General features: G+C 72.6%; 20 protein-coding genes and 2 tRNA genes. 13 read left to right on the plus strand and 9 right to left on the minus strand.

All coding sequences use genetic code 11. The features are described from left to right. Positions 1-119 precede the first annotated feature (119 nt). From AZE13_RS16160 to AZE13_RS16170, 3 genes are all read left to right on the plus strand, one after another. Positions 120-1,418: a DUF445 domain-containing protein gene (locus AZE13_RS16160; RefSeq protein ID WP_258527847.1), complete on the plus strand. Its 1,299-nt coding sequence runs from the start codon at positions 120-122 to the stop codon at positions 1,416-1,418. A gap of 76 nt (positions 1,419-1,494) precedes the next feature. Beyond that, entirely contained in the window at positions 1,495-1,731 is a 237-nt protein-coding gene (locus AZE13_RS16165) for a DUF3311 domain-containing protein (protein WP_258527830.1), read from the plus strand. After that, positions 1,728-3,296 (plus strand): sodium:solute symporter, encoded by a 1,569-nt coding sequence (locus AZE13_RS16170; protein ID WP_066931642.1) that lies wholly within the window; start codon positions 1,728-1,730, stop codon positions 3,294-3,296. Before AZE13_RS16165 ends, AZE13_RS16170 begins: the two co-directional genes overlap by 4 nt. On the opposite strand, the gene AZE13_RS16175 is transcribed toward AZE13_RS16170, so the two are convergent. The 3 genes from AZE13_RS16175 to AZE13_RS16185 all read right to left on the minus strand — a co-directional run bounded on the left by AZE13_RS16175 (position 3,280) and on the right by AZE13_RS16185 (position 6,819). Beyond that, entirely contained in the window at positions 3,280-4,239 is a 960-nt protein-coding gene (locus AZE13_RS16175) for an SCO0930 family lipoprotein (RefSeq protein ID WP_066931644.1), read from the minus strand. The genes AZE13_RS16170 and AZE13_RS16175 overlap by 17 nt on opposite strands. Before the next feature lie 127 nt (positions 4,240-4,366). Next, positions 4,367-6,043, minus strand: a complete 1,677-nt coding sequence (locus AZE13_RS16180) for an NADH-quinone oxidoreductase subunit NuoF family protein (protein ID WP_079124057.1) — start codon at positions 6,041-6,043, stop codon at positions 4,367-4,369. After that, a complete protein-coding gene (locus AZE13_RS16185) occupies positions 6,040-6,819 on the minus strand; it encodes a hypothetical protein (RefSeq protein ID WP_258527831.1) in 780 nt (259 codons plus the stop codon). Before AZE13_RS16185 ends, AZE13_RS16180 begins: the two co-directional genes overlap by 4 nt. A 627-nt stretch (positions 6,820-7,446) precedes the next feature. On the opposite strand from AZE13_RS16185, the gene AZE13_RS16190 reads away from it, so the two are divergent. Both AZE13_RS16190 and AZE13_RS36905 read left to right on the plus strand, forming a co-directional pair. Next, complete coding sequence (locus tag AZE13_RS16190) at positions 7,447-8,247, plus strand: PucR family transcriptional regulator (RefSeq protein WP_079124060.1); 801 nt, start codon at positions 7,447-7,449, stop codon at positions 8,245-8,247. Positions 8,248-8,490: 243 nt separating this feature from the next. Further along, entirely contained in the window at positions 8,491-9,108 is a 618-nt protein-coding gene (locus AZE13_RS36905) for a hypothetical protein (protein WP_066931649.1), read from the plus strand. Positions 9,109-9,210: 102 nt separating this feature from the next. Here AZE13_RS36905 and AZE13_RS16200 read toward each other — a convergent pair whose 3' ends face one another. Both AZE13_RS16200 and AZE13_RS16205 read right to left on the minus strand, forming a co-directional pair. Next, positions 9,211-10,545 (minus strand): DUF1996 domain-containing protein, encoded by a 1,335-nt coding sequence (locus AZE13_RS16200; RefSeq protein ID WP_079124062.1) that lies wholly within the window; start codon positions 10,543-10,545, stop codon positions 9,211-9,213. Positions 10,546-10,704: 159 nt separating this feature from the next. Then, a complete protein-coding gene (locus tag AZE13_RS16205) occupies positions 10,705-11,373 on the minus strand; it encodes a DUF4142 domain-containing protein (protein WP_066931653.1) in 669 nt (222 codons plus the stop codon). A gap of 360 nt (positions 11,374-11,733) precedes the next feature. Here AZE13_RS16205 and AZE13_RS16210 point away from each other — a divergent pair, with 360 nt between their 5' ends. The 3 genes from AZE13_RS16210 (at position 11,734) to AZE13_RS16220 (ending at position 13,941) form a co-directional block, all read left to right on the plus strand. Further along, entirely contained in the window at positions 11,734-12,039 is a 306-nt protein-coding gene (locus AZE13_RS16210; protein WP_066931655.1) for a DUF6412 domain-containing protein, read from the plus strand. Between the two features lie 85 nt (positions 12,040-12,124). Next, positions 12,125-12,868 (plus strand): YidC/Oxa1 family membrane protein insertase, encoded by a 744-nt coding sequence (locus tag AZE13_RS16215; protein WP_066931658.1) that lies wholly within the window; start codon positions 12,125-12,127, stop codon positions 12,866-12,868. A gap of 203 nt (positions 12,869-13,071) precedes the next feature. Then, a complete protein-coding gene (locus AZE13_RS16220) occupies positions 13,072-13,941 on the plus strand; it encodes a fumarylacetoacetate hydrolase family protein (RefSeq protein WP_066931660.1) in 870 nt (289 codons plus the stop codon). Positions 13,942-13,987: 46 nt separating this feature from the next. Here the strand turns inward: AZE13_RS16220 and AZE13_RS16225 are convergent, their stop codons facing one another. Continuing rightward, entirely contained in the window at positions 13,988-15,091 is a 1,104-nt protein-coding gene (locus tag AZE13_RS16225) for a Gfo/Idh/MocA family oxidoreductase (protein WP_066931662.1), read from the minus strand. Positions 15,092-15,255: 164 nt separating this feature from the next. On the opposite strand from AZE13_RS16225, the gene AZE13_RS16230 reads away from it, so the two are divergent. The 3 genes from AZE13_RS16230 to AZE13_RS16240 all read left to right on the plus strand — a co-directional run bounded on the left by AZE13_RS16230 (position 15,256) and on the right by AZE13_RS16240 (position 18,044). Next, positions 15,256-16,437 (plus strand): ROK family transcriptional regulator, encoded by a 1,182-nt coding sequence (locus AZE13_RS16230; protein ID WP_066931973.1) that lies wholly within the window; start codon positions 15,256-15,258, stop codon positions 16,435-16,437. A gap of 197 nt (positions 16,438-16,634) precedes the next feature. After that, the gene (locus tag AZE13_RS16235) at positions 16,635-17,414 is read left to right on the plus strand and encodes an HAD-IIA family hydrolase (RefSeq protein WP_066931664.1); all 780 of its coding nucleotides are present in this window, start codon (positions 16,635-16,637) and stop codon (positions 17,412-17,414) included. Between the two features lie 249 nt (positions 17,415-17,663). Next, positions 17,664-18,044: a hypothetical protein gene (locus AZE13_RS16240; protein ID WP_066931666.1), complete on the plus strand. Its 381-nt coding sequence runs from the start codon at positions 17,664-17,666 to the stop codon at positions 18,042-18,044. An 86-nt stretch (positions 18,045-18,130) separates the two neighbouring features. On the opposite strand, the gene AZE13_RS16245 is transcribed toward AZE13_RS16240, so the two are convergent. Beyond that, positions 18,131-18,204, minus strand: a tRNA-Lys gene (locus tag AZE13_RS16245). Between the two features lie 479 nt (positions 18,205-18,683). On the opposite strand from AZE13_RS16245, the gene AZE13_RS16250 reads away from it, so the two are divergent. Both AZE13_RS16250 and AZE13_RS16255 read left to right on the plus strand, forming a co-directional pair. Continuing rightward, a complete protein-coding gene (locus AZE13_RS16250) occupies positions 18,684-19,103 on the plus strand; it encodes an SsgA family sporulation/cell division regulator (RefSeq protein ID WP_258527832.1) in 420 nt (139 codons plus the stop codon). A gap of 29 nt (positions 19,104-19,132) precedes the next feature. Further along, positions 19,133-20,383, plus strand: a complete 1,251-nt coding sequence (locus AZE13_RS16255) for a hypothetical protein (RefSeq protein ID WP_258527833.1) — start codon at positions 19,133-19,135, stop codon at positions 20,381-20,383. 162 nt (positions 20,384-20,545) lie between these two features. On the opposite strand, the gene AZE13_RS16260 is transcribed toward AZE13_RS16255, so the two are convergent. Further along, a tRNA-Lys gene (locus AZE13_RS16260) sits at positions 20,546-20,619 on the minus strand. Between the two features lie 170 nt (positions 20,620-20,789). Next, positions 20,790-21,548 (minus strand): IclR family transcriptional regulator, encoded by a 759-nt coding sequence (locus AZE13_RS16265; protein WP_066931668.1) that lies wholly within the window; start codon positions 21,546-21,548, stop codon positions 20,790-20,792. Positions 21,549-21,981: the final 433 nt, after the last annotated feature.

Raw genomic sequence — 21,981 nt, forward strand, 5'->3', positions numbered from 1 at the left:
CGGCGCAGGACGGGCCGCGCGGACGACCGGCCGCAGGACGACGGGGGCAGGCAGGAGCAGTGGTGGAGCGGATGGAACGCACTCAGGCGGATACGGGCCCGCATCGGGAGACCGCCCCGATGGCGGGCGCCCGGAAGGGCCCGGCGGGGCCCGGCGGCTTCGCGTACGACGCGGCCGACGCGGCCCGCCGGCGCGCCGTACGCCGGATGAAGACGCTGGCCACCGGCCTGCTGCTGGCCGTCGCGCTGGTGTACGTCCTGGCGAAGTGGGCCGGGAACGCCGGGGCGGGCGGCTGGACCGGGTTCGTCGCCGCGGCGGCGGAGGCCGGGATGGTCGGTGCGCTGGCCGACTGGTTCGCGGTCACCGCGCTGTTCAAGCGGCCGATGGGGCTGCCGATCCCGCACACCGCCATCATTCCGACGAAGAAGGACCAGCTCGGACAGAGCCTGGGCGAGTTCGTCGGCGAGAACTTCCTCTCCGGCGAGGTGGTACGGCGCCGGCTGCGCTCCGTGGGCATCGGCCGCCGGCTGGGCGGCTGGCTCGCCGAACCGAAGAACGCCGACCGGGTCACCGCCGAACTGTCCACCGCGCTGCGCGGTGCGCTGACCGTCCTGCGCGACTCCGACGTCCAGGCGGTGGTCGGCGAGGCGATCACCCGCCGTGCGGACGCGGCGGAGATCGCTCCGGGAATCGGCACGATGCTGGAGAAGGTCGTCGCCGAGGGCGGCCACCGGCGGGTGGTGGACCTGTTCGTGGCCCGCGCCCATGACTGGCTGGTCGAGCACGGCGACTCCGTCATGACGGCGGTCTCCGGCGGCGCTCCCGGATGGACCCCGCGGTTCGTCGACCGCAAGGTGGGCGAACGGGTCTACAAGGAGCTGCTGCGCTTCGTCACCGAGATGCGGGACATGCCGGAGCACCCGGCGCGCGGCGCCATCGACCGCTTCCTGCGGGACTTCGCGGCCGATCTGCAGACCGACCCGGACACCCGCGCCAAGGTGGAGCGGCTGAAGTCCGAGGTCCTGGGCCGCGGCGAGGTACAGGACCTGATCGCCTCGGCCTGGGGCGCGGTCCGCGCGATGATCGTGGCCGCCGCCGAGGACGAGCGCAGCGAACTGCGGCTGCGGGTGCGCGCGGCGCTGCTGTCCCTGGGCCGCCGGCTCTCCGACGAGCAGCGGCTGCAGGGCAAGGTGGACGGCTGGCTGGAGGGCGCGGCGGTGTACGTGGTGACCACGTACCAGGGGGAGATCACCTCCCTGATCACCGACACCGTGGCCGGCTGGGACGCCGAGCACACCTCGCGGAAGATCGAGGCGCACATCGGCCGTGACCTGCAGTTCATCCGGATCAACGGCACGGTCGTCGGCGCGCTGGCCGGTCTGGCGATCTACACCGTCTCGCAGGTCCTCGGCGGCTGACGGCGGCACGGCCCGACGAGGGCGGGGCCCGGGGCCGCGGCAGGGCCGCCCGGCCGCGCCGTTACGCTCGTAGGTTGTGCTCTCCCACTCCTCCGGCGGGCGGCCCCCGCGCCGCCGTCCCGGCCGCCCCACGCTGCTGTGGCTCCTGGTCCCGTACCTGCTCCACCTGGGCGCGCTGCCCCTGGTGAACCGGGTGACCCCCACCGTCCTCGGCCTCCCCTTCCTCTTCTTCTGGCTGCTGCTGGCCACCCTGCTGACCCCGGTCGCGGTATGGCTGGCCCGGCGCGGTGACAGGAAGCGGGGCCGGGTATGAACGCCGCGGTCGCGACCTCGGTCTTCGGGGCCTTCATGGTGCTCACCGTGGCCCTCGGCCTGCTCGCGGTACGCGGCAGGGGCAGGGGCGGGGGCCTCACCGAGTGGTCGGTGGGCGGCCGGAGCATGGGCACCGTCTTCATCTGGGTGCTGATGGCCGGTGAGGGCTACACCAGCTTCAGCTACCTCGGCGCCGCCGGCTGGGGCTACAACACCGGCGCCCCCGTGCTCTACGTGCTGGCCTACATGTCCTGCGGGTATGCGATCGGGTACGTCGTCGGCCCGATGCTGTGGGCCTACGCCCGCCGGCACGGCCTGGTCGGCATCACCGACATCGTCGCGCACCGCTACCGCCGGCCCTGGCTCGGCGCCGCCGTCGCCCTGCTCGCCACCGTCTGCCTGCTGCCGTACATCCAGCTCCAGATCACCGGCATGGGCGTGGTCGTCTCGACGGTCTCCTACGGGACCATCAGCCTCAACTGGGCCTACTTCATAGGCTTCGCGGTCACCACCGCCTTCGTCGTGATCAGCGGGCTGCGCGGCAGCGCCTGGGTCTCCGTCCTCAAGGACGTCCTGGTCATCGCCACCCTCGGCTTCCTCGCGGTCTATGTGCCGCTGCACTACTTCGACGGCTACGGGCCCTTCCTGGACCGGATCGTCGCCGAGAAGCCGCAGTGGCTGACCTTCCCCGGACACGGCCCGGGCGGCCTGGGCCAGGTCTGGTTCATCACCACCACCGTCGTCAACTCCCTCACCGTGGTGATCTTCCCGACGACCGTGGCGGGCTACCTGGGCGCCCGCAACGCCGACGCGCTGCGCCGGAACGCGATGTACCTCCCCTTCTACAACGTGCTGCTGTTCGTGCCGATGCTGCTGGGCATGGCGGCGCTCTTCGTGGTGCCGGGGCTGACCGGCGCGGACTCCAACCTGGCGCTCTTCAAGCTGGTGGTGGACTCCCTGCCGGCCTGGGCCGTGGGCGTGATCGGGGTGGCCGCGGCCCTCTCCTCCATCGTGCCGATGGCCGTGTTCATGCTGGTCATCGGCACGATGTGGGGGAGGAGCGTACTGGGCGCGCTCCCCGGCCGAGCCGCCCGGCCGGACCGTCAGAAGCGGTGGTCGCAGCTGGTCGTGGTGGCGGCCGGCACGGTGGCGCTGCTGCTGACCTACACCGCCCCCAACACCCTTGTCCGGCTGTCCCTGATCTCGTACGAGGGCATGGCGCAGCTGGTACCGATGCTGCTGCTGGGACTGGTGTGGCGGCGGCTGACGCTCCGTGCCGCGGTGAGCGGCCTGGCGGCGGGCTTCGCCCTGGTCTGTGTCCTGGTCTTCCGGGGGCACGACCCGGTGTGGGGGGTGAACGCGGGGCTCGTCGGGCTCGCCGTGAACGTCGCGGTGGCGCTGGCGGTCACCTGGCTGGGCCCGCCCGATACGGACGACGACCGTCCGGACGCCGAAGTGCTGGCGCTGGACGACGCGTTCCCCGAGGACTCCGCCCGGCCCGAGGAGTCTCCCCGGCCCGAGGAGTCTCCCGAGGTGGATGCCGCGCCGCTCAGGGCGTCGCCGTGACCTTCTTGCCGTCCTTGGAGACCGCGAACCACAGGCCCGTCTTGCCCTGGCCCTTGATGTCCCCCGGCTGTTTGTCGCCGGTGAAGGTGTAGACGGGCCAGCAGTCGACGGCGAGCTGGCGCAGCCCGTCCGGGCGGGTGACGGTGGTGATCAGCTTGGGCGGAATGCCCTTCAGCCGGGAGCGGTCGGCGGGTTTGACGGGCTTCCAGGTGTCCAGGCAGGCGTCGTTGCAGCCGAACTTCATCGGCCAGGCACTGTCCTTGTCGAAGCGGTAGAGGGTCATGCCCTTGCCGTCGACGAGGATCTCGCCGAGCTCGGGCTGCCGGAACACCGAGACGTCACCGGTCTGCCGGTCACCGGCCTTCGTGCCGTCGGCGGCGAGCGCGTGCCAGGTGCCGCCGACCCCCTCGCCCTTGGTGTCGCCGGGCGCGGTGTCCTTGGCGAAGCGGTAGGCGGGCCGGCCGCCGATGGTCAGCTGCTCGGTACCGTCGGTGCGGGTGACCGAACCCAGTGCGCTCCGGGCGATCCCCGCAGGCGCCGAGGCGCCGTCGGACGGGACCGGCGGCCAGGCGGTGGCGCAGGACCCCGAGCAGTTGGACTGCGGTGGTTTCGCGGTGTCCTTGTCGAAGCGGTAGAGGGTCATGCCCCGGGAATCGGTGACGACGGGGCCGAGCTCGGCGTCCGGGCGCAGCGCCAGCGTCCCGGCGCCCGGCCCGGCCGCCGCCGGCTCACCACCGCTGCCGCCGGAGCCCGACGCGCTGCCGCCCGGGCCGGACCCGCCGTAGCCGTAGTCATTGGTGCCCTGCCCGGCGGGCTGGACGGTGTCGGTGGCGGGCGTGGTGCTGCCGGCCCCCTGGCTGCCGCTGCTGCCGCAGGCGGCGGTGAGCGCCAGGGTGGCGACCGCCGCGGTCGCGAGGCCCGCACGACGTCGCATGCTGCTCATGGTGTCTCCTTCGTTGTCCGTTGAGTTGGCCGTCAGTAGTCCGTCAGTTGTCCGTGGAGCGGGGGTCGGGGCTGCTGGGGGGAGGCTCGGAAGGTTCTGGAGGAGGCCGGAAGCCTTGCGGGTGTGGTCAGTTGCCGCCGGCCTGTACCCGTAGCGCCAGTGCCGGACAGCGGCGCACCGCCAGCTGCGCGCGGCGCCGCATCCGGGGCGGCAGCGGCATGCCGGCCCGCTCCGGGTAGCCGTCCGGCCCGAGCTTGACCACGCCGGGCACCACATCGGCGCACAGGCCGTGGCCCCGGCACAGCGTCCAGTCGACCAGCAGCCGCTCCTGCGGCGGGGCGGGCTCCGGCGTGGCGGCGGGAGCCGGGGCGGTGACGGGGGTGGCGGAAGGGGGCGTCCGGTGCCCGGTGACCGGCAGGGCCCCGGTCACCGGGCGGCCGCACCCGAACCCGTGCGCATGGCGCTCGAACTCCTCGGGGAAGGCCGCGAGAGCCGAGGCGACGAAACGCGCGGTGCCGTCCGGGTGGCTGCACGCGCCGCGCCGCTCCACCGCCCGCATCCGGGCCCGTACGGCGTCCAGCGCGGCCTCGCCGCCGCCCCGTACGGCGCGGGCCAGGGCATCGGCGAGCGCCGGCAGCCCCAGTACGCAGGGGCCGCACTGCCCGGCCGACTCGGCGGCCATCCACCGCGCGACCCGTACCGTCTCCCCGGCCGGACAGGTCTCGTACGGCAGCGGCAGCACCGCGCCCGCGCCCAGTACCGCGCCGTGGCCGGCCAGCGCCTCCCGGGACAGCGTCGCGGTCCGGGCGTCGGCGGGGGAGAGGAAGGTGCCGTGGTAGCCGCCGAGCAGGACGCCCAGCCCCGGATCGGACCCGCACAGGGCGAGGACCCGCATCAGGGAGACCCCGTAGGGGACCTCGACGACCCGGCTGCCGCCGACCGTCAGCAGCAGTGTGCCGGGCTCCGTGGGCAGTCCCGCCGTGCGGTAGCCGAGCGCGCCGAGCCGGGCGGCGACGGCGAGCTGGGCGTAGGTCTCGGTGTTCGACAGCAGCGTCGGCACACCGTTCAGGCCGCGCTCGCTGGAGCGGACCTTACGGCCCGACGGCAGGCCCGGCCCACCGCCCAGCCCGCTGGTCATCGCCGTGCCCTCGCCGGTGACGAACCGCTCGGTCAGCAGGGTGACCCGCAACAGCGGCCGGACCGGCCCGCGTTCGCGGATCGCCCGCCGTACCGACACCTCGACGTCCTTACGGGTCACCCCGACGGCGACCTCCTGCGCGCCGAGCGCGTCGGCGGCCAGCAGCGCGCCGTCCAGCACCAGATGCGGGACGTGCAGCAGCAGCGCGGTGTCCTTCAGGCAACTCGGCTCGCCCTCACTGCCGTTGACGACCACCGCACCCTTCCCGTCGGCGCGCCGCATCCCGTCCATGACGGCCGTCAGCTTGCGCGCGAACGGGAAGCCGGCGCCGCCCCTGCCCCGCAGACCGGTGTCCTCGGCGAGCGCCACCAGCTCGTGCGGCGCGAGCCGAGGCAGACCGCCGTGCAGGGTCAGGTGGGCCACCCGGTCCAGCCGCGGCACCTCGTCGAGCCCGGCCAGCAGCCGTGGCGGCCCGACGGACGCCAGCGTCGGCACGGACCCCGGCACGGACTCCGGTCCGGGCACGATCACCGGCAGCGGGCGGGTGGGCGCGGGAACGGAGGGTGGAGCGGGAACGGAGGGGAGAGCAGGGGCGGAGGGGAGCGCGGGGGCGAAGGCAGGGGTGAGGACGGGGGCGGGAGCGTGGGCGTGAGCGGGGGCGGTCATGCGAGATGTTCTCCGGGTTCTCCTGATTTCCTGCGGGAATCGCGCAGCCGCAGGGCCAGCCGTCCGGCCACCGCGGCAAGACATACGGCGTATCCGGCGACGGCCCAGCCGGCCGCCGGACGGCCCGACTTCAGGCCGTGCACCAGGGCCAGCGCCCAGGCGAGATACGCGCTCATGTGCAGCGCCCGCCACCAGCGGGACGTGGCGGCGCCGGTGAACGCACCACGTACCGCACCGGTCACCGCGACCGCGACGAACGCGTACGCGGCGAGCGTGCCCAGGCCCATGAGCACGGGCCGGGCGGCGTCGGTGAACGGCACCGCGACCGACGCCGTACCGACGTGTCCCCCGGCTGCTTTCACCCAGATGTGCAGGCCCAGGAAGCCGAGCCCGGCGGCGCCGGTGCCGCGGTGCACGGCCTGGGCGAGCAGCCGGTGGCCGGAGCGCAGCACCATCCGGTCCGTGGCGGCCAGCCCCCACAGCACCGTGACCGACAGCGAGACCAGTGCGAGCACCCCGGCGCCGTAATCCAGGAAGCGCATCAGGGTGTCCATCGCGCCGGAGTGCAGGGTGACGGCGATGAAGAGCAGCAACGCGGCCGGAAGTGCCGGACGCAGCAGGGCGGTTGGGGGAAGGCCCCCGGCCGGACGGCGGGCCGGCGGCCGGGGCTCGCCCGGCGGGCGGCGGGGGCGGGGCCGGGGCCGGAGCCGGGGGGCGGCCGGGGAGGGCCGCGCGCGGTGGCGGCTCCGGCGGCTCTCCAGGCGCGGTGCGGACATCGACCCTCCGTAGTCGGGGCGCGGGGTCATCGGGTGCGGGACGGCGCAGGGCGCGAATTTCGACGACATTTCCCCGCGGCGGTATTTGCCCGGCGGCTTTTGTATGGGTGACCGCCGGTAACGCAAACCTTCCGTAACCAGCCGCATACGCAGGGCCGTTATGCGGCCGTGATCCCGTCGTGATCCGGGTGTCGAAAGCATCGCCGAGCGCGTTAAGGCTTTCGTAGGGTTTATCGCGCTGTGACAAATTCCGGTACCGGCATCGCGGGGGCCCGCCGGTACTCCGGATGATGCCGACTCAGGCGCACGGAGCGCCCAACTCCCCCAACTCCCCCATGTCCAAGCCGCATCCCCGCCAGGATCGAGGTAGCGATGTGTGATCTGCTGAACCGCATCTGGTCGCGTCCCCGAGGCGAGTGGAGCCGGGTAGTGAGAAAAGAACTCCCGGACCTCGCCGAGAAGGTGGTCGCGGAGTTGCAGCGGGGATTTCCCGCATTGGCGGCGCTACTTGGCGATACCCCCGTAGAAGAGGCGCAATGGGCCCTGGAACAGGCTCTGCTGACAGTTCTGGGTTACCAAAAAGAGTCGGAAAGTAAACGTCCGGAGGTATCGTCCGTCGTCACGCCGATGCCCGTCGCACGGGCCCGCCAGGACCTCTTCGAGGTGCTCGCCGGACAGCGCACGGCGCCCGGTGAAGGCCTCGGCGAGCTGGCCCGCGCGGCCGGCTGGCCGGTCCCCGAATCCCTCCAGGCCGTCGTCCTCGCCACCCCCGCCGAGGCCCCCCAGCTCGCCGCGGCCCTGGGCCATGCCCTCATCGGCACCGTCGACGGCTACACCTGTCTCTTCGTCCCCGACCCGGTCACCCAGACCCGTGCCCGCCTGGAAGCGGCCCTCAAGGGCCGCCCGGCGGCCGTCGGCCATGCCGTCCCCGCGACCGACACCGCGTCATCCCTCCGCTGGGCCCGCTACCTGCTCACCCTCGCCCCCGGCCGGGTGGGACCCGACTCGCGCCCCGCCTTCGTCGACGACCATCTCTCGGCCCTCCTGCTCCTCCAGGACGAGTCCCTCGCCGACGCGCTGACCTCCCGCTGGCTCGGCCCCCTCGAACAGCTGACCCCCCGCCAGAGCGAGCGCCTCGAAGTGACCTTGCTGGCCTGGCTGGAGGGCGGCGGCGCCCCCGAGGCGGCCAGGCTCCTGCACGTACACCCCCAGACGGTCCGCTACCGCCTCCGCCAGATAGAGAAGCTCTTCGGCCCGGTCCTGCGCGACTCCCGCGCCCGCTTCGAACTGGAGATGGCCCTGCGCGGCCGCCGCTTGATGGCCCACGTCCGCACCCACCGCGCCCGCGCGGGCCGCCGGGCCCGCGCGGCGGCCTCGTCGATCCGCCCCCTGGGTGTGGCCCGCGAGGCCCGCGTCAACGGCCTGTGACGAAGGGTGGATCCGGCTCGCGCGCCCCGGGCCTGGCCCCGGCCCCGGAAGAACCTCCGGCCCGGGGCCACTGGCCTGCGCGCGACACTCAACCCACCGCGGCAGCGCGCTCACGTACGGCTAAAAACTTCCTGGTAACGGTCACCCTGGAACGGCCAGCCTGGTCCCCGCGAAGATCTGTACCTCCGCCGGTCCACAGGCACCGAAATTCCTCATCATCCCTCATCGGGAAGGAAGTTCACGATGTCCGCGTCGTCGCCCCTGCCGCGTCGCCCCCGCTCGGCACGCAAGGCCTCGCTCGCTGCCGCCACCGGCCTCGCCCTGGCGGCCCTCCTCACCCCGCCGGCGACCGCCCAGCCCACCGCCGCCCAGCCCGCCACCACGCAGCCGGCCGCCGGGCACGCCGCTGGGGCGCGGGCCGTCGGCGTACAGGCCGAGCCCCTCACCCCCGGAAAGCCCTACTACCTGCTGGCCTCCAGCAAGGAGAACCGGGGCGTCACCTTCGAGCCGTACGCCGACCGGGACTACGCCCTGCTGACGAACACGGCGAACACGAACGGCACCGCCGTGGTCTTCGAGAAACAGGACGACGGCTACGTCATCAGGTCGACCCGGTCCAACTGGTCCGGCCACCACGTCTGGTGCGCCACCGGCAGCGGCATCAGGCTGGACAAGGAAGGCGGCTGCGCCACCCACTGGCAGCTCTTCCCGACGTACGCCGGCTACCTCCTCAAGGCCGCGACGGGCGACGCCTACCTGTCCAACCCCGCGGGCCGCGGCAAGCAGTGGCTCCGAACCGTCAGCTCCGCCCTCCCCGGGTCCCGCGAGTTGACCGCTTTCAAGCCGATCGCAGCGGAGTAGCCCCGGTGGCGGTGGAAACGGCGGTGGAAACGCTGTCGGGCGGACGGCGGCGCCGGTGTGCGGGGTCCGGTTGCGGCGCTGCCGCCCGCCGCGCCGCCGCCCCTATCGGCAACGGCGCCCGGTGTTGATGCAGTTGACGGCCGTGTTCATCAGGGCGTCCGGCATCACATTGATGAAGTCGCCGTGGTCGGTGACCGGTTTGCGGAGCTGCTCCGGGAAGCTGTCGACGGCGAAACCGGTTCCCGGGGGAACGTCGTAGGTGACCCGCTCGACCAGTTGGGGGATGCGCCGGAAGGTGTCCGGGCAGTTGCCGTTCCGGTCGGAGAAGGCCACATGGGCGCGGTGGTTCGCGCTGTCGGTGCCGCGGCCGTCCCAGCAGTTCTGGAAGGCGAAGGTGCGGACCACCTGGGACCCGTTCGGGCAGAGCGGGTACCTGTCCTTGAGCTGGCGGTCCTCGAAGCCGGTGCAGCTCCAGGAGGCGTTGGCGTTCTGCGTACCGTTGGTGAAGGCCTTCGCGTCGCCGGTGATGACGCGGAGGAAGCGCGGCATCGCCTGGACGGTGCCGGCCTGGCTGCCGCGGAAGGTGAGCGTGACGGTGGCCGGTGTCAGGACCGAGCCGATGTTGCCGTCCAGTGCGGCGCCCGGCTTGCGCTCCGCGTTCTGGTCGAGCCGGCGGAGCACCGGCCAGTAGTAGGTGGACTGATCGCCGTTGCGGCAGGTGGTGCCGGAGGCGGCGAGGGACCGGTCGGTGGAGAAGCCGTCGGTGGAGGTGTTGCCGACGTAGTCGTGGGTGTGGTGGGCGCCGTTTCTGACGCCCGGGGTGACGATGACGTTGTCGGAGTTGAAGTGGCCTTCCTCGTTGCGGCCGCACTCGGTGGTGAACGTGCCGGTCGTGGCGTCGCGCCCCTGGGGGGCGGCGAACGGCGGGGCGTCCGCGTTCGGCCGGACGGTGGTGATGTCGACGAAGTCGGCGGGCGAGGGTCCGCCGGGCCGCCCCTGCCCCCGGTTCCGGGCTTGTTGTGCGGGCTGGCCGGGCTGGCCGGGCTTGGTGGTGCACCCGCTCAACGTGGTGAGATATTCCGGCCGTTCGGCGTCCTTGGCGATGGCGGTGACGATCGTGCCGATGGTGCGGTCGCGCTGCTGCCGGAGCCGGGGGAGGAGGGTGCCGCTGTCGGTGCCGCCCATCATCGCGTGGTAGGCGTCGTGGACCTGGCGGTCGAGGGCCGCCAGGCCCTTGGAGACCTGGAGCTGGGCGCTGCGCGGCACCTCGCGCAGCCGTTCGCCGACATCGGGGCACGAGAGCGTGGCGGCCACGACGGCGCTGTGCCGCTGATGACCGTCGGCCGCCTCGGGGGCGGCGTCGCCGGCCAGGGCCGTGGTGGCGACCGCTGCCAGTCCGCCGCCGCCCAGCAGGAGCGCGGCCGCTGCCACCAGCATTCTGTTCGCCAGTCGGGAGCGTTTGTGGACGGGCTGGGGCTGCCCATGTCGTTGCCTCATGAGATCACTTCGCTTTGTCCGGTGTGAGGGGGCTGAGCCGCTGGTGTGGCGGGCGGGTCAGCTGCTGTGGAGGACGGTTCAGTTGCTCTGGCGCGCGGCTCAGCTGCTGTGGAGGGCGTCGAAGTCGACCTGCCCGGTCTTCTCCAGGACGGTGATGTGGTCCAGCACGACGGCGTTGGCGCGGTCCGCCAGGGCGCGCACCATCGCGTTACGGGTCCGGTCGCGGACCATCGCGATCAGACCGAAGACCTTGCCGTGCGACCGGCGCAGCAACTCGGCGAAGAGCCGGGGGTACTCGGCGTCCGCGGCGGAGTTCAGCTGGCCCAGCCAGCCCTGCTGCTCGGGGGTGGGCTGGTTGGCCAGCGCGATGCCCAGCGTCCGCCCGGCCTCCACCGACCTCCGGTCCAGCTCGGTGTGGCCGGCCACGAGATGGTCACCGGCCGTACGTACCGCCGCGGTCCGCCCGCGGGCCTGGGCCTGCCGCCCCGCGGGCAGCTCCCACAGCCCGGCCAGTCTGACCTTGCGTACGAAGTCCCGGTCCATCGCGGTCAGCGGACCGTGGCGGGTGTGCACGGTGCCGCCGCCGTCATCGTCGTACGTCACGGTGTTGCCGGCCGCGGACGCGGTCTCACCGAAGAGCTGGACGGGTAGCAGCAGTGCCGCGAGCGTGGCCACGAGCGCGGTGACCACCAGTCCGGTGGCGAGGGGCCGCCCGGATGTCGCGGAGTTGCCGAGGGCGGATGCGGAGGTGCTGAGGATCGACCGCACAGGGCCTCCCATTCGTTCGCACGGAATCCGTCGGAGCCGCTGGGCCTGCCGGACCCGCTGGGCCTGCCGGACCCGCTGGGCCTGTGGGACCTGTTGGGCCTGTGGGACCTGTTGGGCCTGTGGGACCCGCTGATTGCCATCGGACGCTAGGGCCCGCACCAGCCCCTCCGGCGGGTCTTCTCACCCCTGGACAAATAACGGCCCGACCCGCCACGGCACTGCTACGGTCCCCGCACGCATACGGATGTCCCGCCCGGCGTTTCCCCGCGGCGCCCTGGTCCGCCGCCCGCCCCGTCCTGTGGTTAGGCTTGAGCGGACGACGACAAGTCTGGATACGAGCCCACGCGAGGAGGACGCCGGATGTACCGCGCCGTCGAGGCATCGCGGATGTACGCCTGCGCGCTGCTCTTCCTCGCCGTCGGACTCCTGCTCGCCCAGACCGGGCTGGCGACGGCGCTGACCACCGCCGCGATGACCGCCGCGGTGCTGCTGCTCTGCAGCGCCTTCCTGATCGTCGCCTGCACGCGGTCCGTCCCACCGGGCCGTATCCGTACGGCGCTTCGCGACCGCGAGCGACGTACCGCCTTCCTGCCGCAACGCGACCCGGACGCGGATGGCCGGCCGCGCCCCCGAGCACCGGGCCGTGCCCTCCTGACGGCCGCGTAGACGCCGGGCGCTCATTTCCGCGTCCGCGCGGCTCGTCACGCCGAATCCACATCCCGGTACGACGAGACCCGTGGAGGGCTCACCCATGTCCGTTTTCGGCTTCCTCGGCGATGCGTTGGCGCGTGGCGCCGAGGCGATCACCCCGCTCTTCGGCGCCACGTCCATGGCCGCCGCCATCGTCCTGTTCACCGTTGCCGTACGCGCCGCACTGCACCCGCTCGCCCGCGCCGCGGTCCGCGGCGAGAAGGCCCGTGCCGCGCTCGCCCCGGAGATCGCCGAACTACAGCGCAGATACCAGGACGACCCCGAGCGGCGGACGGAGGCGATGGCCGGCCTGTACGCCAGGACCGGCGCCTCGCCGCTGGCCGGCTGCCTCCCGGCGCTGCTCCAACTGCCGGTCTTCTTCCTGATGTACCGCCTGTTCTCCGACGGGGGCGGCGGGCTGCTCGACCACACGCTGTTCGGTGCGCCGCTCGGCGGGCACTGGAGCCAGGCGCTCGCCGACGGCGGGGCCTTCGGACCGCAGGGCCAGGTCCACCTCGTGCTGTTCGTACTGATGGCGGCGGTCGCCACCTGGAACTACCGGCGGGGACGGGCCGCGCAGGCCAAGGCCTCGGCGACGGCCGCGGGCGGCAACGGGGCGGCCGCGCTGCCGGGGACGGCGTCCGTGGCCAAGGTGCTGCCGCTGCTGTCCTTCGGGATGCTGATCACGGTGGCCGTGGTGCCGCTCGCGGCCGGGCTGTACACGGTGACGACGACGGCCTGGACCGCATGCGAACGGGCCCTGCTGCAGCGGGACCGCGCCTCATCCCCGCCGTCCACACCATGACCGCTCATCCCCGCCGTCCGCTCCATGACCGCGTCGCCTCGTCCGCACCATGACCGCATCAAGGTGTCCACTCCGTGGACGGTGGGGCTTGTGGACCGGGCGCCCCTCCTGGAGGATCGGCCGAAGCGCTCGATGGCCGTCCCCATCGGCCGGCCCGGAAGGCCCCTTCCGGAGCCGACCCTTCGATCAGGGGAGAGGTATCGATGAAGCTGCTGCGTGTCGGATCGGCGGGGGCGGAACGCCCGGCGCTGCTCGACGGGTCCGGGGCCCTGCGGGACCTGTCGGGCCTGGTGCCGGACATCGACGGAGCGCTGCTCGCGGACGACGGGAAGCTGGCCCGGATCCGCGCCGCCGCGGCCTCGGGTGAGCTGCCCGCACCCGACGGCGCCGGGCTGCGCACCGGTCCGCCGGTGGCCCGGATCGGCAAGATCGTGGGCATCGGGCTGAACTACCACGACCACGCCCGGGAGACGGGAGCCGCGCCCCCGGAGGAACCGATCGTCTTCCTGAAGGCCCCGGACACGGTGGTCGGCCCCGACGACACCGTGCTGATTCCGCGCGGCAGCGTGAAGACCGACTGGGAGGCGGAGCTGGCGGTCGTCATCGGACGTACCGCCCGCTGCCTGGCGGACGACGCGCAGGCGCTGGCGGCGGTGGCCGGCTACGCGGTGGCGCACGACGTCTCCGAGCGCGCGTTCCAGCTCGAACGCGGCGGCCAGTGGGACAAGGGCAAGAACTGCGAGACGTTCAACCCGTTGGGCCCGTGGCTGGTGACCGCCGACGAGGTGCCCGACCCGCAGGCGCTCGGCGTACGGCTGTGGGTCAACGGCGAGCTGAAGCAGAACGGCACCACCGCCGAGCAGATCTTTCCGGTGGCTGAAGTCGTCCGCTACGTAAGCCAGTTCATGACCCTCTACCCAGGTGACGTCATCAACACCGGCACACCGGCCGGCGTCGCCATGGGCCGGCCGGAGCCCAAGCCGTATCTGCGGGCGGGCGATGTCGTCGAGCTGGAGATCGATGGCCTGGGCCGCCAGCGACAGACGCTGCGCCCCGCCGCCGCGCTCGACTGACCTCCGGCAGGCCGGCCGAGCGCGGCGGTCCCCGGCCTCCGGCAGGTCAGCCGAGCGTGACGGTCCGGCCTTCGGCCGCTGACCGTTTCGCGGCCTCCAGGACACGCAGTGCGGCGGCGGCCTCGGCGGCGGTGACCGGCGGGGCGCCGCCCTCGCGCAGGGCGCGGGCGATCGCGGCGTAGTACGCGGGGTAGTCACCCGGCAGGGTCGGTACGGGCTCGCCGCCCCCCATCCGCGGGGACGCTCCGGCGCCGAGCCGGCCCCAGCGGGTCTTCGGCTCCACGCCCCACTCCCCGCTCTCGCCGCTCTCGTCGTCGGGGCGCCGGCCCTCGCGCAGGGCGGCTTCCTGCGGGTCCAGGCCGTGCTTGGTGTAGCCCGCCTGGTTGCCCAGCACGCGGAAGCGGGGACCCAGCAGGGCGGCGGTGGCGCTCATCCACAGATGGGAGCGGACCCCGTTCGCATGGGTGAGGGCGAGGAAGGTGTCGTCGTCCGCCTCGGCGCCGGGGCGGCGGATGTCGGACTCGGCGTAGACGGAGACGACCGGGCCGAAGAGGGCCAGCGCCTGGTCGACGAGGTGGCTGCCGAGGTCGTAGAGCAGCCCCCCGAGCTCCGCCGGGTCACCGGACTCCCGCCAGCCGCCCTTGAGCTGCGGCCGCCAGCGCTCGAAGCGGGACTCGAAGCGCCAGACTTCGCCCAGCGTGCCCTCCTCGACCAGCTTGCGCACCGTACGGAAGTCGTTGTCCCAGCGGCGGTTCTGGAACACGGAGAGCAGCAGTCCACGGTCCTGGGCGAGGGTGGCGAGCTTCTCGGCCTCGGCGGCGGTCGAGGCCAGCGGTTTGTCGACGACCACCGGCAGACCGGCCTCCAGCGCGGCGGTGGCGAGCGGTACATGGGTCTTGTTCGGCGTCGCCACCACGATCAGATCCAGATCGGCGGCACGGTCGAGCACCTCGTCCGGGGTGGCGACCGTACGTACCCGGGGATGCGCGGCGCGGGCCCGGGCCTGCCGCTCAGGATCGGCGGTGGAGACGGTGTCGAGCACCAGGCCGTCGGTGGCCGCGATCAGCGGGGCGTGGAAGACCGAGCCCGCCAGGCCGTAGCCGAGGAGGCCGACGCGGAGCGGTGCGTGCTTTTCGTTCGTCTCACTCATGCTGTCCGTCCCGCCATTCGCTTCCACCGCTCACTCCGCTCGTATGTCCGGCATGTCCCGTCCATCCCGCCCACTCACTCCACTTAAGCAACACTGTTGCCTAAGTGCAAGCCTCCGCCGACAATGGAGGGGTGACCAGCAGCGATCAGACCTCCGACCGCCACGTGACCGTGACCGTGACCGGCCGGGTTGCCGTGGGCAATCCGGGTGCCAACCTCCCCGCCCTCCGCGGGCACAACGCCGCCGTGGTGCTCGGGCTGCTGCGCGCGGCCGGCGAGAGCGGGGTCAGCAGGCGGGAACTGGCCGCGCACACGGGGCTCACTCCACAGGCGGTCAGCAAGATCACCGCTCGACTGCGGGCCGAGGGCCTGGTCACCGAGGCGGGCCGCCGCGCGTCCACGGGCGGCAAACCGGCCACGGTCCTGCGACTGGTTCCCGGTGCCCGGCACGCCGTCGGGCTGCATCTGGACCGCGATGAGCTCATCGCCGTCCTCGTCGACCTCGCGGGCCGGGCGGTCGCCGTCCGGCGCGCCCCGCTCGCCTTCGAGGCGGGCGCCGAGCCGGTACTCACGACGGCCGAGCGGGAGATCGCGGCGCTGCTCCGGGAGCCGGCCGGACCACTGGACCGGGAGTCCGGCCGACCGCCGGTCCTGGGAGTCGGGGCGGCCTGCCCGGGCCCGCTGGACCACGCCACCGGGGTGCTGCACCGCGTCACCGGCGCACCCCAGTGGGACGGCTTCCCGCTGCGGGACGCCCTCGCCGAACGGCTCGGCCTGCCCGTCCTCCTCGACAAGGACACCAACGCGGCGGCCCTCGGCCTGGCCCAGGGCGCGCCGTCCGGTGCCGGCTCCTTCGGCTACCTCCATCTGGGTACGGGCCTCGGCGCCGGGCTCGTCCTGGACGGTGGTCTCTACCGCGGTCCCCGCACCGGTGCCGGGGAATTCGGCCACCAGATAGTCCAGTTGGACGGCCCGCGCTGCGGCTGCGGACAGCACGGCTGCATCGAGGCGCTGTGCCTGACGGCGGTGGCCCGTGGCGATCTGCCGGGCGCCGCCCGGGCGCTCGGCGTGGGCGCGGCCAACCTCGTCGAACTCCTGGATATCGACCGCGTGCTGCTCGGCGGGCGCACCGTACTGGAGAACCCGGAGCCGTTCCTGAGCGGAGTGGCGCGGGCCCTGGCCGCCCAGGCCCGCACCCGTGGCAGCGGCCGGCCCGGCGCCCGCGGCGCGGTGTCGGTGGCGCTCGCCCCCGGCGGCGCCCGGGCGGTCGCCGGCGGAGCGGCGGAGCTGGTGCTCGCACCGCTCTTCGGGCCGGTCCGGCCGGTCGACGGCCACTGCGCCGCATAGCCGTGGCCTGGGCGTACGGCCACCGGGCGGGCGGGGCGCAGGAAGATCGGGAGTGATCGACAGGGCCGGTACGCGGACGGCTGACTTAGGGTGGGGAGGGTCGGCCGTTCGTGCGACGCGCGGGGTAGTGGGGCGGCTCTTGCGTGTCCGGGTGGCGGTCGGCGCCCCTGGTCACCACGCACGGCAGGAGTTCGGCAGTGGCAGAGCGCAAGCCGATCGAGTCATGGCTCACCGACATGGACGGCGTCCTGATGCACGAGGGCGTGCCGGTCCCCGGGGCGGACGCCTTCATCAAGCGGCTGCGCGAGTCGGGGAAGCCTTTCCTTGTACTGACCAACAACTCCATCTACACCCCGCGTGACCTGCACGCCCGGCTGAGCCGGATCGGACTGGACGTGCCCGTCGAGTCGATCTGGACGTCCGCGCTGGCCACCGCGCAGTTCCTGAACGAGCAGCGGCCCGGCGGCACCGCACACGTCATAGGGGAGGCGGGGCTGACCACCGCCCTGCACGACATCGGCTATGTCCTCACCGACCACGCCCCCGACTACGTCGTCCTCGGTGAGACCCGGACCTACTCCTTCGAGGCGCTGACCAAGGCGATCCGCCTGATCGACGACGGGGCGCGGTTCATCGCGACGAACCCCGACGAGACGGGACCCTCGCCTCAGGGACCGCTGCCCGCGACCGGCGCGGTGGCCGCGCTGATCACCAAGGCGACCGGCGTCGAACCGTACTTCGTGGGCAAGCCCAATCCGCTGATGATGCGGCACGGGCTGAACGCCATCGGCGCCCACTCCGAGACCTCCGCGATGATCGGCGACCGGATGGACACCGATGTGCTGGCCGGTCTGGAAGCGGGCATGACGACGTTCCTGGTGCTCACCGGGCTGACCCGGCCCGAGGAGGTCGAGCGGCATCCGTTCCGGCCGTCCCGGGTCGTGGACTCGATCGCGGATCTGATCGACCTGGTGTGACCGGCTGACATGGCCGGGATGGCCGGGATGGCCGGGATGGTGTGGCCCGGCTGGTGTGCCGGGCTGCTGTGACCCGGCGGGTGTGACCGTCCCTGTGAGGCCGATGCCGCACTCGAACGGCTCAGGCCGGTATGGCACCGGGATGCGGCGCGGCGGGCATGGGCGGACCTTCGGAACTATCGGAGGTCCACCATGCGCTCACCGCGAATTGCTCTCTGCGCCGCGGTCGCGTGCTGTGCGGTGACGACGATGCCCGCTTACGGCAACGCGCCGGCACTCGCGTGCGGCGTGGACGCACGCAGCGCCGGCACCGCGACGCTCTCCGCCGCCACACCCCTCCCTGCCGTCGCCCCGCTCTCCGTCGCCCCGTCGTCGGTGTCCACCCCGGCGCAGCCCGCGCCCGCCCGGTCCGACCCCGCCCGGTCCGCTCGGGTCTTCTCGGCTCCGGTCTCCTCGGTTCCGGCCCCCTCCGAGCCGGCGGCCCACTCCGCCGCGCGCCGTGAACTGAGCAGCACCTCCGCCGTTGGCCTGGTGCTGGCCGGCGGGACCGTCCTGGTCATCGCCGGGCAGTTGCTGAGGCTCCGGCTGCGGCTGCGCCGCGAGCGCCGGAGCGACGCCGACGAGAGCTGACCTCACATCAGCCTGTTCTCTGTTCCCGGCCGAGTGAAAAGGACATGACTGAGGCCCCCCGCATGGCGAGGGGCCTCAGTGTGACGTGCGCCGCCAGGGACTCGAACCCCGGACCCGCTGATTAAGAGTCAGCTGCTCTAACCAACTGAGCTAGCGGCGCGCGCTGACCTGAAGAACTCTACACGACGTCGGGAGGTGCTCCTTACCCAGGACCGCGCCACCCACGCCTCCGACCCCTGTGATTCCCGTCACGCCACCTTTGGTCGTCGCGCCCCGCCCCCCCCGCGGGGCGAAAGACTCTTGATCTCGGGACCTTCGTCTGGCGGACCGCCCGAATTGCTCTGTGAAGATCGAGTTCGGCACGTCCGTATCCGTAGATCACCAGTTGCCCCGTCAACATGCGATATCTCCAGCCGGTTGAGAGGCTGAGGCGAACGCCGAGGTGAAGCCGGGGCGAAACCGAGGCGGGAGGGCGGAGCGACGGAAGAGACGGGGAGCGGATGAGGAGGGTGCGGGGCCATGGCGTCCGTCACTCCTCACGCGCCTCCTGCAACCCCACCCTCCACAGCAACGTCTGCCAGGACGCGTGCCCTGGACCGGTTCCCGTGGCTCGCCCCTCCGACGGAAAGGTTGATCGTCGTGGTGTCGACAGCCAAGCGCACCTTTGAGATGCAGCTCCTCCTCGGGCCGGACGACACGGTTCCGGTGGCCGGCCGGTTCAGCTATCGCAGCGACCGCCCGTACGAGGTCGAGGTTGCCTTCATCAGCCGCGGCCACACGGTCACGACCTGGGTGTTCGCCCGTGACCTGCTGCTGGGCGGGCTGTGCGGCGAAGTGGGGGAGGGCGACGTGCGGGTGTGGCCGTTCCGTCGGCCGGGCGAGGCGCGCCGCGTCCATATCGAGCTGGCCACCGTCGACAGTCTCTGTGAGCTGTCCGTACGGGCGACGGAGCTGACCGCGTGGCTGGAGCAGACCGCGGCGATCGTCGCGCCCGGCGAGGAGGGCCGCTATCTGGACCTGGACGACCAGCTGGCCCGGCTGCTGACGGGGAAGTACTGATGGGGGGCGCGACGATGATGGATACGGCTGTGAACGGAGCCGCTGCCGAGGCCGCGGAGGGCATGGCGGACACGGCGGGCATGGAGGCCGCGGAGGCCGTGGAGGTCGCGGAGGCCGTGGAGGTCGCGGGCGGGACGGTGGCCGGACCGGGCCGCTCCATACCCGTGGCGCGGCGGGGCGCGGAGCCGTCCGAGGCGGGCGGCGACTGCCCCGAAGCGGTGGCGGTCGGCGCCTCCGCGTCCCACGACCCCTGCGCACACGGGTTCCTGCCCGAGCGGCCGCCGGTCCGTTCCATGATCGGCACCTGGACCCGGCTGGACGCGATGGCGCGCGCCGCCGCGGTCGCGCCGGACCGCGAGGCCGCCATCGCGCTGGTCGAACGGGCCCGCCGGGCCGATGAGTTGTCCGCCCTGCGGCAGCGGGTCTCCCGGCTCTCCGTGCGCAATGCGGAGGCCGCCGCGATGCGTATCGCGGTGATCGCGGTGTCGTGCGGCTGGTGCGGACTCGACCCCCAGGCGCCGGCCGCACGCGAGGTCGCCGACGAGGCGTTCCTCGACCTGTGGGCGGCCATCGCGCACCGCATCGACCACGACCAGTTCGTCGCGCTGCCCACCCTCGCGTTGCACAACTGGGCCCCGGAACGGAAACCGCGCCGCCACATCCCCATCGACCAGCTGGCCCGCACCGAGCCGCTGGTGCCGATCGTCCGCTGGGCGGGGGAGGGCCAGCCGCTCAGCCGGCTGGACCGGCTGATGCTGGCCGCGACCCGTCTGGAGGCGCACGGCATCTGGCTCTTCCGGCTCGCCGAAACCCTCGCCGGCCGGTCGCCGGACGACTGCTCCACTCCGACGGCGCTCCGCCGACTGGTTCGCGTCCACCACTCGCTGCGTATCCAACTGCACTCCGAGGCAGCCGAGTTGGCGGCGGCTCCGGCGGCGACGCCGCAACAGCGCGCGGTGCTCACCGCGCTCGCCGAGCAGGGTGCCCTGGAGCCGCCGGTGCTGCAGGCAGCCGAGGCGGTGCTGGGGGTGGGGGGCCGCCGCCTGGGCGAAGGCCGGCGTCAGCTGCTGCGCCGCCACCTCCCGGTGCAGCACCGCGCCTGGCTCAGCGCCATGGAACGGCACTGCGCGCCGGTACGCACCCTCGCCCACCGGGGCGGCCCCGACGCCGCCGTCTACCGCGAGGCGCAGGAGTCCTTGATTGCTCTCCGCCGTACCTATACGGCCCTGGTGCAGACGGCCGCCCGCCCCGCGGAGGCGCCACTGCCCAAGGCCGCCTGAATCACCGAGGCCGTCCGAGTCGCGCCGGAGCGTCCGAAGTCGCCTGACGTGCCCGCATGGGTACGTCAGGCGCACGAGGGCATCTTGATCACGATATGGCGCTATCGGTGGCCAACGACGAAGTGGGCGTTCCCGGAGAACCGGAAACGCCCACTTCCTACGTGCGCCGCCAGGGACTCGAACCCCGGACCCGCTGATTAAGAGTCAGCTGCTCTAACCAACTGAGCTAGCGGCGCGCGCTGACGAAAGAAATACTACCTGGTCGAGAGGGGTGCTCATGACCACTGCCGTGATCACCCTCATGACCACCCTCATGACCGCCTTCATGACGTCTCTGACGACCGCCCTCATGGCCACCCTCATGACTGACCTCTGACCGCCCCCGTCAGGAAGCTCGGGCCGAAGCTCAGATCGCCAGCGAGAGCAGTACCGGAGCGGCCTTGCGGTTGAGGGTGTCGGCCGCCTGCCGCAGGCGGTGGGCGTTCTCCAGCGGCATGGACAGCGCGAGGCAGCCGACCGTGGCGCCGGCGGTGATCGGTACGGCCGCGCAGACCGTGCCGACGGCGTACTCCTGGAGATCCAGGACGGGCACCGTGGGCGGCTGGCTGTCGAGCTTGTGGAAGAGGATCTTCTCGTTGGTGATCGTCCGGGACGTCAGCCGGGCGGTCTTGTGACGCGAGAGGTGATCTCTTCGGTCGTCGTGGTCGAGCTGGGCGAGCAGGCATTTGCCGACCGCACTGGCGTGTACCGTACGGCGGAATTCGGCCCACTCGTTGACCTTGGGCGCCGTCGGTCCGTCGGCGTAGTGGAGGATCTTGACCTCGCCGTCGATGTACCGGCTGATGTAGACCGCCGCGCCGACCGAATCCCGGAGCTGGTCCAGGGTGAGCTGGAGCTTGTCGCGCAGGGCCTGGTCGCGGTTGTCGCCCGAGCCCAGGAGCAGGAGGGAGGCACCGACGACGTACGCCCCGTCGGAGAGCTGCTCGACATAGCCCTCGTGCCGGAGCATCGCCAGCATATGGGTCAGCTGGCCCGGGGACATTCCGGTTTCGCGGGCGATCTGCACATCGGAGACGCCACCGGTGTGCCTGGAGATCGTTTCGAGTACGCGAAGTGCGTACTGCACCGAATGGAACGGCGCGGTCGGCTCGGGCTTCAGCGCCACGGTGTCCCCCTAGCAGGTTGTTACCGCTTGCTTTGTGGCCGCCGTTGTCCGGACACGCTCGGCATACACGCAACCGATGCCGGACCGCGAGGCTGCTATCACGATAGCGGCCAACAGGCCTCGAGGGAGGGGGTCTTGACTGAAAAGAGGTGCATCCCGGTTTTCTGTACTGCGGCTTGAGACGCTGGCATATGCCAAGGTCACCGGGCAAGGCGCCGGTCAACGGCGTGCGCCGGTGACACCCGGCCACCCCGGCGCAGAGCCGGAGGAGGGCGCCGGAAGGGGAGGATTCCAGCCACCCACTACCCGCTCCTGCGTCCCCTCCCCGCTCCTTCCGGCTGTTCTGCCCCGGAGTCCATCCCGGTTCCATCCCGGTTCTTTTCCGGTCCATCCCGGTTCCTCCCCGTGTTCGCTCCTGTTCCGAACGCCGGAA

It is taken from the genome of Streptomyces sp. NBRC 110611 (genome assembly GCF_001590865.1).
Taxonomy (GTDB): Bacteria; Actinomycetota; Actinomycetes; order Streptomycetales; family Streptomycetaceae; genus Streptomyces.